Annotated in this window: 8 protein-coding genes; 3 read left to right on the top strand and 5 right to left on the bottom strand. The window is 66.3% G+C overall.

What is annotated here, in order from left to right; translation table 11 throughout:
* Window positions 1–22: 22 nt before the first annotated feature.
* The 4 genes from NMB43_RS04235 to NMB43_RS04220 form a co-directional block, all read right to left on the bottom strand.
* Complete coding sequence (locus NMB43_RS04235; protein ID WP_494350912.1) at window positions 23–1,213, bottom strand: MFS transporter; 1,191 nt, start codon at window positions 1,211–1,213, stop codon at window positions 23–25.
* A gap of 127 nt (window positions 1,214–1,340) precedes the next feature.
* Window positions 1,341–2,876 carry a methyl-accepting chemotaxis protein gene (locus tag NMB43_RS04230; RefSeq protein ID WP_494350911.1) on the bottom strand — a complete coding sequence of 512 codons (1,536 nt, stop codon included), beginning with the start codon at window positions 2,874–2,876 and terminating at the stop codon, window positions 1,341–1,343.
* Window positions 2,877–2,898: 22 nt separating this feature from the next.
* Window positions 2,899–3,774 (bottom strand): hypothetical protein, encoded by an 876-nt coding sequence (locus tag NMB43_RS04225; RefSeq protein ID WP_494350910.1) that lies wholly within the window; start codon window positions 3,772–3,774, stop codon window positions 2,899–2,901.
* A 158-nt stretch (window positions 3,775–3,932) separates the two neighbouring features.
* On the bottom strand, window positions 3,933–4,622 hold the full coding sequence (locus NMB43_RS04220) for a Crp/Fnr family transcriptional regulator (protein WP_494350909.1): 690 nt from the start codon (window positions 4,620–4,622) through the stop codon (window positions 3,933–3,935).
* Window positions 4,623–4,666: 44 nt separating this feature from the next.
* Between NMB43_RS04220 and earP the strand changes: the two genes are divergently transcribed.
* Both earP and efp read left to right on the top strand, forming a co-directional pair.
* Entirely contained in the window at window positions 4,667–5,815 is a 1,149-nt protein-coding gene (gene earP, locus NMB43_RS04215; protein WP_494350908.1) for an elongation factor P maturation arginine rhamnosyltransferase EarP, read from the top strand.
* A gap of 50 nt (window positions 5,816–5,865) precedes the next feature.
* The gene (gene efp / locus NMB43_RS04210; protein ID WP_494350907.1) at window positions 5,866–6,423 is read left to right on the top strand and encodes an elongation factor P; all 558 of its coding nucleotides are present in this window, start codon (window positions 5,866–5,868) and stop codon (window positions 6,421–6,423) included.
* A 222-nt stretch (window positions 6,424–6,645) separates the two neighbouring features.
* Here the strand turns inward: efp and NMB43_RS04205 are convergent, their stop codons facing one another.
* Entirely contained in the window at window positions 6,646–6,882 is a 237-nt protein-coding gene (locus tag NMB43_RS04205) for a hypothetical protein (RefSeq protein WP_494350906.1), read from the bottom strand.
* A 172-nt stretch (window positions 6,883–7,054) separates the two neighbouring features.
* Between NMB43_RS04205 and NMB43_RS04200 the strand changes: the two genes are divergently transcribed.
* Window positions 7,055–13,021, top strand: a complete 5,967-nt coding sequence (locus tag NMB43_RS04200; protein ID WP_494350905.1) for an excinuclease ABC subunit UvrA — start codon at window positions 7,055–7,057, stop codon at window positions 13,019–13,021.
* The last annotated feature ends 7 nt before the right edge of the window (window positions 13,022–13,028 follow it).

The raw sequence follows: 13,028 nt of genomic DNA, 5'->3' as shown, positions 1-13,028 counted from the left end.
GGACACTGCAGGATGCGAGGGATCAGTCCGCCTCGCGCGCCACGCGGCCGCCCACACGCGCCTGCCAGGTGGCCACCGCCATCACCCCAGCGATGCCCAGGAACACCGGCATCGCGCCCAGCCAGGCCGACACCGCACCAAATACCGATGGCCCGGTCAGCCCCATGCAGTTGCCCATGGAGGCGCGCAAACCCGCCCCTTCGCCCTGCCGCCCGGGCGGCATGGCACGGTAGATCAGGTTCAGGATGGCCGGCTGGCCGACTCCGGCCGCCAGGCCGAAGGCGAAGCCCAGCCCCGCCAACAACAGGCTGTAGGCGGCCCAGGGCAGGAACAGGAAGACGCTGGCGGTGAGGCCGAAGGCGAAACTCAGCAGGCGCCATTCCGGCACATGCACCGACAGCCAGGGCAAGGCCGCGCGGATGGTGAAGGTGCCGCAGGCGAAAGCCGACAACACCAGGCCGATGGTGGTGGCCGAGTAGCCACGCTCATGGCCCAGCACTGGCACCATGAACGCGAAGGCGTCCCAGGACAGGGACACCGTCATCGCCAGCAGGTAGATGCGCAGCAGGCGCGGATTGCCGAACACCTCGCGCACGACGCTGCCCTCGCCCTTGGCACGGGATTGCGGCATCGACTCCGGCAGGGATACGCGGAAAGAGACGATCAGGCTGGCCACGACCATGCTGGCCATCAGCGCGAAAGCCCAGCGGAAACCGAAACCGTCGATCACCAGGCCCACCATCGAGGGGCCCGCGACGGCCGACACCGAGTTGCCCATCTGCAGCCAGGCCAGCATGCCGACGCGGTCCGACTCGCGCGCGAGCTTCATGTAGGACACCGAGACATTGGCCGCCAACATGTAGGTACCGAAACCCAGCCCGCCCAGGGCGGACATCAGCAGCACCAGCGGCAGGCTGGGCCACAGCGTGGGCAGGGCCAGCCCGAGGATCATGATGGACAGGCTGATGCGCATGACGCGCTGCACGCCCACGCGGTCGATCCAGCGTCCCATGTGCAGTGACAACAGGGCCGGGAACAGCGAGAACAGGCTGTAGCAAATGCCCGCCATGGCCTGTGAGTGGCCGTTCTGCAACACGAACAGCGAGCCGGTGACGCGCCCGCCGGACATGGTGATGTGGGCCAACAGGGAAACCGCGATGAGCGAGAAGATCTGCGGGTTGATGCGCGAGCCCAGTGGGGCCGGAGGAGGCAAGGCGGTCATCCAGGAATGTTAACGTTTAACTTCCATACCACCAACGTCGTCGGACAAGCCGTGACGGAAGGTACGACAGGCCCCGCCAGCCGCCCCGGAGGCGCTGGCCGGCGGGATGGGGACGGCCTCACACGGTGAAGCGACGCACCGTGGTGTCAAGCTGGCCGGCAATCTGCGACAGGCGTCCGGAAAGCTGATCGGCCGTCACCGACACGGCCAGGTTCTCCTCGCTCGCCACCGAGATGCGCTCCACATGGCTGGCGATGCTCTGGCTGGCCGCGCTCTGCTCCTTCACCGAGGCGGCGATGCTGGCGATGTGGCCCACCGTCTCGCGCGCCTGGGCCTCGATGGCGCGCAGGGTCTCGGACACGCTGCGCGCGCTGTGCACACCGGACTCGACCTTGGTGTGCGCCGATTCGATGCCGGCCACCGCCTCCGAGGTGTCGCGCTGCACCGCTTCGATCTTGCCGTTGATCTCCTGGGTGGCGATCGCGGTGCGCTCGGCCAGCTTGCGCACCTCGTCAGCCACCACCGCGAAGCCGCGTCCCTGCTCACCGGCACGCGCCGCCTCGATGGCCGCGTTGAGTGCCAGCAGGTTGGTCTGGTCGGCGATGTCCTTGATCACGTTGACGATGCTGCCGATCTCGTCGGAGCGCTGGGCCAGCGCCGACACGGTGCTGGAGAGCTGGGTGATGGTGTCGGCGATCTGCTCGATTTCCGCTGCCGCGCGCTGCGCCGCGCTGGCGCCCTCGCTGGCGGTGGCGGCCGCATGTCGCGTCTCCTGCTCCACCGTCTGCGTGTTGTCGGCGATGTGGCTGACGCTGACCGACATCTCCTCGATCGCCGCCGCCGTGGCCTGCACCGCGCCCGACTGGTCGCGTGAGGAACTGCTCACCCGCTCGGCCGCGCCGGTCAGCTCACGCGAGGCGGAAAGCTGCTCGGCCACGCTGCCACCCACCTCCTTGATCACGCTCTGGATGCGCGAGACGAAGCGGTTGAAGCCATCGGCCACCTCGGCGAACTCGTCGCCGCTGCGCGCGTCCAGCCGGCGGGTCAGGTCGGCCTCGCCCTCGGCGATGTCGCGCAAGGCATTGCGGATGCGGTTCAGCGGCTGGATCACCACCGCCCGCAGCGCCATCGACAGCGCGAACACCAGGGCGATGTCCAGCACGATGATCTGCACGATCTGGCGCAGCAGCACCGAGCGCGCCACCGCACTCACGCTGGCATCGGTGTAGAACAGCGTGTACTTGCCGATGGTCTGGCTCTTGTCACCCTCGCGGTAGACGATCTCGCCCTCGTGGCGCAGCAGGCCATCGCCAGCCGGCGCGGCCTCCAGCTCGGCCGGCTTGCCGTCCTTGTCGCGGCCGATGGCCAGCGTCCAGTTCTTGGGCGTGACGATGCTGATCGCCATCGCGTATTCCGAGCGCACCTCGGCCTGCAGCATGTTGCTCATGACCGGCTTGTCGAAGTTCCACAGGGGCTGCGACAGGTTGGTCTCGATGCGGCCGGCGGCATCCGCCACCTGCTCCTGCAGGTCGCGCTCGGCGTCCGCAGTGAGCTTGAGGTAGTTGAAAACGCCGCCCAGCGCGAGCAACAGCGTGACGATCACGACGAACAGCAGGTTCAGGCGAAAGCTGATGCTGCGGGTATTGAGGTTCATTTCCTGTTCTCCGGAATCTGGGTCAGCGCGGGGCGGGCGAAGTGGCAGCGGCGGACATGTCGAACCACAGCTTCTTGTCGGCCAGCGGGGTGTCGGGCGACAGCAGCTTGTTCTCGACCTCGAACACGCGCCGCTCACGCAGCTTCGTCTTCTCGATGAAGGGGCCGAAATAGCCGTTGAAGTGTTTGTCGAAGCTGCCATCGGCGATCATGCGGCGCAGCCCCGTCTCGATGCGTGCGGCCAACGCCGGGCCGTTGCCCTTGCGGCTGACCATGAAGATGCGCGGATAGGGATAGACGATCACCAGGCTGGGCTCCAGCACCAGGTCCTGCATGTCGGCGCTGCGCTTGAGATCGTTCTCGGCCTCCCAGGAAGCGCGCGCGAACATGTCGAAGCGCTCCTCGTTGAGCATGCGCGTCAGGCCCGCCGAATAGCTGCCCTTGACCATGCGGAAGCCGGCCGCCTCCAGGATCTTGGTGTCCGGCCAGGTCGCGCCCTGCCCCATCCGCAACTGCTTGAGCTCATCCACGCTCTGGATGGCGGCGAACTTCGGCAAATCCTGCTTGCGCACCAGCAGCACGCGATAACCCAACAATCCTTTATCCAGCGGAATGCGGATCGGCAGCAGACGCTTCTCCTCGTCGATGTTGGAGCCGCGCGTCATGATGTGGATGGCGCCGCTGTCGTCGGCGATCTCGTCGATCAGGCGTGCGCCCGCCAGCGTGGTCTCGGAGGGCTTGAGCGTGAAGCCGCCCATGTCCTTGGTGTGCTCCAGCGCGTCGCGCAGCAGGCCGACGAAATACTCGGGTTCGGACTTGTTGTGGATGACGGTCAGGTCGGCCGCGCGCACGCCCGCGGCTGCCATCAGGGACAGCAGGAAGATCGTGATCGTTCTCATTGTGATGCCTCTGTGGGGAGCGGCGACCCGGAGGACGGGCGCCACAAGGCATCAACGGCAGGCGGTGAATACTGTTTATATGGGTTAACGATTATTCACAGACCATCAGCCTGCCACCGGCATGTGCACGGCCGCCCGTGACCGGCCGGGACGGCGGTTCAGGCCTCGTAGTCGCGCAGGCCCGCCAGATCGAGCAGGCGGATGTGCTTGCCGTGCACCTCGACCAGGCCGGCCGAGGTCAGCGCGTTGAGGATGCGCGAGAAGGTCTCCGGCGTCACCGACAGGCGCGAGGCCAACACCTGCTTGCTGGTCGGCAACTCCACCTCCACCACGCCGGCCGCCCCGCTCTCGTCCGCGTTGCGCAGCAGGTAGCCGATCAGACGCTGGGTCGAGGAGCGCAGCGAATAGGCCTCGACGTCCTTCACCAGGGAATGCAGGCGTACCGACAGCCCGGCCAGCATGCGCCGCGCCAGGCCAGGGGTGCGGTCCAGCAGCGCATCGAGCTGGGCACGCGGGATGTGCAGCACCAGCGATTCGGTCAGCGCCTCGGCGAACACCGGGTAGGGGCGGTCGAGAAACATCACCGCCTCGCCGAAGCTCATGTGCGGCGGGATCAGCTCGACCACCTTTTCGTTGCCGTTGGGCGCCGTCACGCCCAGCTTGATCTGGCCGTGCACCACCACATAGAAGCCGCGGCAGGGATCGCCCTGCTGGAACAGGCGCTCGCCGCGCGCCAGCTTGTGTTCGCTGACATCCTCCGCGATCGCGTCCAGCGCGCTGCGCTCCACCGAGCTGAACAAGGGCAGGCGGGACAACAGTCCAGGCACGTCGGCTTTGCGTTTTTCCATTTTCCGGCTGACACGAAGAGGCTTGGAGGGCACAATTCTCGCTCATGCAGCCACGCCGCTGGGACATCTTCTGTTCGGTCATCGACAATTTCGGCGACGTTGCCGTCTGTTGGCGCCTGGCGCGCCAGCTCGCGCGCGAACACAGCCTGTCCATCCGCCTGTGGGTGGACGACCTGTCCACCATGGGGCGCATCGAGCGCCGAACCATCCCGCTGCTCGATCGCCAGACCATCGACGGCATTGAGATCTGGCGCTGGAACGACAGCACCCTGGCCCAGGCCGTGCCGGCCGACGTGGTGATCGAGGCCTTCGGCTGCGAGACGCCGGCCAGCTACCAGCAGGCCATGGCGCAGTGCTCACCCGCCCCGGTGTGGCTGAACCTGGAATACCTCAGCGCCGAGGACTGGGTCGAGGGCTGCCACGGCCTGCCCTCACCGCACCCCCAACTGGGCCTGACCAAGTACTTCTTCTTCCCCGGCTTCACGCCGCGCACCGGCGGCCTGATCCGCGAGAGCGGCATGAACAAGCGGCGCCGCGCCTTCCAGAGCTCGCCCTCGGCCCATACAGCGTTCTGGACCGAGTACGGCGTGCCACCACCCGCCGGCGACGAGCTGCGCATCTCACTGTTCTGCTATGTGAACGATGCGCTTCCGGGCCTGCTCGACGCCTGGGCCGGGGGCGACAAGCCGATCTACTGCGCCGTGCCGCAAGGCAAGGCCCTGCCTGCCATCTGTGCATGGAGCGGCATCGACCCGCTGCCGCCTGGCAGCATCGTGCAGCGCGGCCACCTGCGCATCGCCATCCTGCCTTTCCTGCCACAAAGTGACTACGACCGCCTGCTGTGGGCCTGCGATCTCAACTTCGTGCGTGGCGAGGACTCCCTGGTACGCGCGCATTGGGCGCATCGGCCCTTCGTGTGGCAGCTCTACGTACAGCAGGACGGCGCCCACCTCATCAAGCTCGACGCCTTCCTGCGGCGCTTCAACGCAGACCTGGGCCGTGAGGCCGCGCAGGCCCTGCACGATTTCTGGCAGGCCTGGAACCAGCAGAAGGCGGCCGGCGAGCATTGGCCGGCCGTGCTGGAGCATTTGCCCGAACTCAAGGCCCGTGCGGTTTACTGGGCCGACGAGGTCGCCCGGCCCGGCGATCTCGCCTCCAAGTTGCTGTTTTTTTGCGAAGACTTGCTAAAATAGCCGGCTTTGCAAACCTCTGGCCCGATGGGGCCGCTTAATTGGGTGCCCCGATGAAAACCGCACAAGAACTCCGCGCCGGCAACGTGGTGATGGTTGGCGCTGACGCGCTGGTCGTCCAGAAGGCCGAATACAGCAAGGGCGGCCGCAACGCCGCCGTGGTCAAGATGAAGTTCAAGAACCTGCTGACCGAAGCCGGTTCCGAAGCCGTCTACAAGGCCGACGACAAGTTCGAAGTCGTCCAGCTCGACCGCAAGGAAGTGACCTACTCCTACTTCGCCGATCCCATGTACGTGTTCATGGACGCCGAGTACAACCAGTACGACATCGAAGCCGACAACATGGCCGATGCGCTGAAGTACCTGGAAGACGGCCTGCAATGCGAAGTCGTGTTCTACAACGAGAAGCCGATCTCGGTGGAACTGCCCAACAGCGTCGTGCGCGAAGTGGTCTACACCGAGCCCGCCGTGAAGGGCGACACCTCCGGCAAGGTCATGAAGCCCGCCAAGCTGGCCACCGGCTACGAGCTGCAAGTGCCGGCCTTCGTCGAAATCGGTGACAAGATCGAAATCGACACGCGCACCGACGAATACAAGGCCCGCGTCAAATAATTCCGCGCACAGTCCTACTGCGCGGGCCAATCCTGACGCTGCGATGCTCGCCGTACTCCAGTACGGCTGCGCTTCTCCCGTCAGCCTTGACCCGCTCGCGACGGCCTCTGCACGAAATTATGCTGAATGAAAAAGGAGCTCTCAGGCTCCTTTTTTGTTGCCGTCATTCCTGCGAACGCAGGAATCCAGCGACTTGGATTGACCAGGCAGCCTTTCGCTCAATCAATCCAGCAGTTCCGATTCGAAGCGCTCCAGCTCTTCCTGCGGATCGCCGCGCGAGGCAAAGCTGCGCTGGGCGCGGTGGTACCAGTATTCCGCGTTGGACAGGTCGCCCTCCTGCGCATGCAGGATGCCGTGCAACCATGCGCCCAGCATGGAGTCGTCGTCCTGCACCATGTTGTGGGCGGCGGCCCAGTCGCCGCGGCGGGCGTGGGTCAGGGCGTGCCGAAGATTCACCATGCGAGCCTCCTGGTGGGCGAGTGATCCTGAACCCAGTCTAGGCGCTCCCTCGCACGTCGTCAGCTTGAGGGAAACCGCAGCCCCTGCTGACAGCACCTGGCAGCAAGCGTGCAGGTGAAGGATCGTCCTGAGACAATGGCGGGCTGCGCAGCAAGCTACCCGGTCCGCCCCCATGTCCCAGCCTCACCCTTACACCCAGCCCAGCATCCGCATCCGCGGTGCGCGCCAGAACAATCTCAAGAATCTGTCGCTGGACATCCCCACCGGTGAGCTGGTCGTGGTGACCGGCCCCTCCGGCTCGGGCAAGAGCTCACTGGTCTTCGACACGCTCTATGCCGAAGGGCAGCGCCGCTACGTCGAGACCTTCTCGCCCTACGCGCGGCAGTTCCTCGACCGCATGGACAAGCCTCAGGTCGACGCCATCGAAGGCGTGCCCCCAGCGATTGCCATCGACCAGAGCAACCAGGTGCGCACCTCGCGCTCCACGGTCGGCACCATGACCGAACTGGCCGACTACCTGAAGCTGCTCTACGCGCGTGCCAGCCACCTTTACTGCAAGGGTTGTGGCACCAAGGTCGAACGCGACACGCCGCAGACCATCCTCGCCGCGCTCGCGCAGCGCTGCCCGGCGTTTGATGATCCACGCCTGGCCATCGTCGCGCCGCTCGCCATCCCCGACAACTTCACGGCCGAGGAAATGCGCGGCCACCTCGACCGCCAGGGTTTCACGCGCGTCACCGAAGACGGCAAGCGCCTGCTGGTGACGGTGGACCGCTTCCGTTTCGGCAACACCGAAACCAGCCGCGTCAGCGAAGCCATCGAAAGTGCGCTGCGTCTCGGACAAGGCCGCATGGAGGTGCACCTAGGCGGGGAGGCGCTGACTAGCTCCCCTCTCCCGCGTGCGGGAGAGGGGCTGGGGGAGAGGGCAAACGCCTCACTCACCCCTCACGCCTCACTATGGAAATTCTCCGCCGACCTGCACTGTGCCGACTGCGACATCCACTACGCCGAGCCCACACCCTCGCACTTCTCCTTCAACTCGGCCGTCGGGGCCTGCGACACCTGCCGCGGCTTCGGTCGCGTGATCGGCATCGACCCCGGCCTGATCGTGCCGGACGAATCGAAGACCCTGGCCGGTGGCGCCGTGAAACCGTGGCAGACCGAGAGCTACAACGAATGCCAGCGCGACATGATGAAAATGGCCAAGCTGCGCGGCATTGCGACAGACATCGCGTGGCGTGACCTGCCACCAGAACATCGTCATTGGGTCATGGAAGGCGAGCCGGAGTTCAAGAGCTGGGAGCGTTCCTGGCCCAAGTACTGGTATGGCGTGCGACGCTTCTTCGACTGGCTGGAGACCAAGGCCTACAAGATGCACATCCGCGTGCTGCTCTCGCGTTATCGGGCCTACACGGATTGCCCGATGTGCGATGGCGCGCGGCTCAAGACCGACTCGCTGCTGTGGCGCGTGGGAACGAAGATCGACGCTGACGCGGCCCTTGGCGTAGCCTGGATGGAGCAAAGCGGAATCCGGGACGTCCCAGACGCAAAAAGTGCCCCGGATTCCGGCCTACGGCCTGCATCCGGGCTACGCAGCTTGCGCCGCCGTTTCCGCCCACGCGGCATGCGCCTCTCCGACGAGGCGCTGCAAGCCCTGCCCGGTCTTTCCATCCACGACGCCATGCGTCTCCCCGTCGAACGAGCCCGTGACTTCTTCAATGCGCTGCCACTTGAGGGGAGTGCCGGCGACGCGGTCGAACTGGTCATGCAGGAGATCCGCGGCCGCCTCTCGTACCTGTGCGAGGTGGGGCTGGGCTATCTCACCCTGGATCGTCAGAGCCGCACGCTCTCGGGTGGTGAGGTGCAGCGCATCAACCTCACCACCGCGCTGGGCACCTCGCTGGTCAACACCTTGTTCGTGCTCGACGAGCCCTCCATCGGTCTGCATCCGCGTGATATCGACCGCATCAACGGTGTGATGCGCCGCCTGCGCGATGCGGGCAACTCGCTGGTGGTGGTCGAGCACGACCCGGCTGTCATGCTCAATGCCGACCGCATCATCGACATCGGCCCCGGGCCGGGCGCGGCGGGCGGCAACATCGTGTTCAACGGCACGCCGGACGAGCTGCGTGCGCGCACCGATACCCTCACCGCCCAGTTCCTCGGCGGCCACCGCCAGGTCGACGCCGGTCTGGTGCGCCAGAGCGTCGATGCGAAGACGCCACGTCTGCGCCTGCTTGGCGCGACGGCCAACAACCTCAAACAGGTCGACCTTTCCATCCCGCTGGGCCGCCTCGTCTGCGTGACCGGCGTCTCCGGTTCGGGCAAGTCGACGCTGATCTCCGACGTACTGTGGCCTGCGCTGAAGAAGACCAAGGGCGAAGCCACCGAAGCGCCCGGCGCCTTCGACAAGCTCATCGGCGACGACTTGATCGAGGCCGTGGTGATGGTGGACCAGAGCGCCATCGGCAAGACCACGCGCTCCAACCCGGCCAGCTACGTCGGCGCCTTCGACGTGATCCGCAAGCGCTACGCGGCGCTGCCGGAGGCTGAACAACGCGGCTACACCGCCGGCACCTTCTCCTTCAACTCCGGCGACGGGCGCTGCCCCACCTGCGGCGGCAATGGCTTCGAGCACGTCGAAATGCAGTTCCTGTCCGACGTGTATCTGCGCTGCCCGGATTGCGACGGCAAGCGCTACCGCCCCGAGGTGCTGGAACTCAAACTGAACGACAAGAGCATCGCGGACGTGCTGGAGCTGACCTGCATCGACGCGCTGGACTTCTTCGCCGGAGACAAGGAACTCACGCGCGCGATCCAGCCGCTGGTCGACGTCGGCCTCGATTACCTCACGCTGGGCCAGCCCGTGCCGACGCTGTCGGGCGGCGAGGCGCAGCGCCTCAAGCTCGCCGGACATCTCGCGGAATATGCGGCGAAGAGCGCCAAATCCCGTCGTCCCCGCGAAGGCGGGGACCCAGTGTCTTCAAAGAGCAAGGCAAAGTCGCTGGATTCCCGCCTGCGCGGGAATGACGCAGCCCAGGGTTCGCTGTTCCTGTTCGACGAGCCGACGACGGGCCTGCACTTCGGTGATATCGAGAAGCTGCTGCGTGCGCTGCGCGCGCTGGTCGACGCCGGCAACACCGTGCTGGTCGTCGAACACAATCTGGATGTCATGCGCGCCGCGGACTGGCTGATCGACCTCGGCCCCGAGGGGGGGGACGGTGGCGGCGAGATCCTCGTCGAAGGCACAGTGGAGGCCCTGATCGCCGAACCGCGTTCGCACACCGGGCGTGCACTCGCAGAGTATGCCCGTAGGGCGGAAGCCCCACAGGGGCGTTCCGCCAGCGATCCAGAGGATCGCAATACCGACGGGCCCGCTGGCGACGAAAACCGGCGGAAGCTCCTCCGGAGTTCCGCCCTACATATGGCCGAGCCGCGCGCCCAATACGCCCCCCACGGCAACGCAGTGACCATCACCCACGCCCGCGAGCACAACCTTAAGAACATCTCGCTCTCCATCCCACACAACAAGTTCACCGTCGTGACGGGCGTGTCGGGTTCCGGCAAATCGACCCTGGCTTTTGACATCCTGTTCGCCGAAGGCCAGCGCCGTTATCTCGAATCGCTGAACGCCTACGCACGCCAGTTCGTGCAGCCGGCCAGCAAGCCCGACGTGGATGCGATCCACGGCATTCCACCGACCGTGGCCATCGAGCAACGCACCAGCCGTGGCGGCCGCAAGAGCACGGTGGGCACGCTGACCGAGGTGCACCACTTCCTGCGCCTGATGTTCGTGAAGCTGGGCACGCAGCACTGCCCGGACTGCGGCTGCGCGATCGAACCGCAGAGCCAGGACGCCATCGCCGCCCGCATGCTGCGCGACTATCGCCAGCAGCGCGTCGGCCTACTGGCCCCGCTGGTGGTCAATCGCAAGGGGCTCTACACCGACCTCGCCAAGTGGGCGAAAGGCAAGGGCTACACCCACCTGCGCGTGGATGGCGAGTTCCTGCCGGTGTCGCCCTGGCCGCGCCTGGACCGCTTCAAGGAACACAACATCGAACTGCCGGTCGCGGATGTGGACGTGCGTGCCGACAACGAGGCCGAGTTGCGCGAGAAACTGGCCACGGCCCTGCAGTTCGGCAAGGGCGTGGTGCGCGTGATCACGCCGGACGGCAGCGACACCGTGTTCTCCACGCTGCGTGCCTGCCCCAGTTGCGGCACCAGCTTCCCCGAGCTGGACCCGCGCCTGTTCTCGTACAACTCCAAGCATGGCTGGTGCGAGAGCTGCTGCGGCACCGGCGTCGAGATTCCGAAATGGATGAAGGACCCCGAGGTCGACGTGGCCGAGATGGAGTTCGCCGGCCTCGATGACGAAGACACGGAGGAAGTCACCTGCCGCGCCTGCGACGGCCTGCGCCTGAACCCGACCGCACTGGCGGTGCGCTACCGCGAGCACTCCATCGCCGACTACAGCAAACACTCGGTCAATGCCCTCGGGCAATGGATCGCCGATCTGCAGTTGAGTGGCCGCGAAGCCGAGATCGGCCGCGACATCGTGGCCGAGTTGAAGCACCGCCTCGCCTTCCTGCGCGATGTGGGCCTCGGCTACCTGGCGCTGGACCGCGCCGCGCCCACGCTATCGGGCGGCGAAGCGCAACGCATCCGGCTGGCCGCGCAACTCGGCAGCAACCTGCGCGGCGTCTGCTACGTGCTGGACGAACCCTCGATCGGCCTGCACCCGCGCGACAACGGCGTGCTGCTCGACATGCTGTCGGCATTGCGCGAGAAGGGCAACACGGTGGTGGTGGTCGAGCACGACGAAGAGACCATCCGCCGCGCCGACGAAGTGCTGGATCTCGGCCCCGGTGCCGGCACGCGCGGTGGCCAGCTCATCGCACAAGGCACGGCCGCCGAACTGATTGCCGCGCCCGAATCCGTCACCGGTAAGAGCCTGCGCGAACCACTGCAGCATCCGCTGCATACGCGCAGCGCCCCCTCGCGCAAGGACGAAGCGATCCGCCTGACCGGCGCCTCGCTGCACAACCTGCAGGACGTGTCGGTGCAAGTGCCGCTGAACCGCCTGACTGTGGTCACCGGCGTCTCCGGCTCGGGCAAGTCGACACTGGCGCGCGACGTGCTGCACAGCGCGCTGAAGAAGCTGGTTGTGGACGTAGGGCGGAACTCCGAAGGAGGTTCCGCCACCAAGACAGGCGCCGGTCGTAAAGCGAAAGCCCCAATGCCGTCGCGAGCGACGGCTGGCGGAACCTCCTCCGGAGTTCCGCCCTACCGCGCAATCGAAGGTTGGGAACCTGTCGGTCGCGTACTCGAAGTCGACCAGACGCCGATCGGCAAGACGCCGCGCTCCTGCCCCGCGACGTATGTCGGCTTCTGGGACGAAATCCGTAAGCTGTTCGCCAACACCGAAACCGCCAAGCTGCGCGGCTGGACCGCCGCGCGCTTCTCCTTCAACACCGGCGAGGGCCGCTGCCCGGCCTGCGAGGGCGCTGGCGTGCAGACGGTGGCGATGAACTTCCTGCCGGATGTGAAGGTGCGCTGCGAGGTCTGCAACGGCGCCCGCTTCAATGCCGATACGCTGTCCGCCACCTGGCGCGACAAGAGCATTGCCGAAGTGCTGGCGATGGAAGTCGACGAGGCGGTGGAATTCTTTGCCGCGCATCCCAAGGTCAGCCATCCGCTCAAGCTGCTGCAGGACGTGGGTCTGGGCTACCTCACGCTGGGCCAGGCCTCACCCACGCTGTCGGGCGGCGAGGCGCAGCGCATCAAGCTGGTGACCGAGCTTGCCAAGGTGAAGACGGACCCGGCCGCGCGCGCCTCCAAGTACAAGAGCCCGCACACGCTCTACGTGCTGGATGAGCCCACGGTGGGCCTGCACATGGCCGACGTGGCGAAGCTGATCCTGGTGCTGCACCGCCTGGTCGAAGCCGGCAACACGGCGCTGGTCATCGAGCACGATCTGGATGTCATGGCCGAGGCCGACTGGCTGATCGACATGGGGCCAGAAGGCGGCGATGCCGGCGGGCGTGTTGTCTACGAAGGGCCACTGGCCGGCGTGCTGAAGGCCGACACACATACGGGGGTGGCACTGCGCCAGTTCCTGCAGCGACACGGCACGCGCTGAACCTTGG

The sequence above is a fragment of the Uliginosibacterium sangjuense genome, assembly GCF_059132465.1.
Note: the sequence above shows the minus strand (reverse complement) of the source record. Positions and strands in the feature narration are given on the sequence as shown.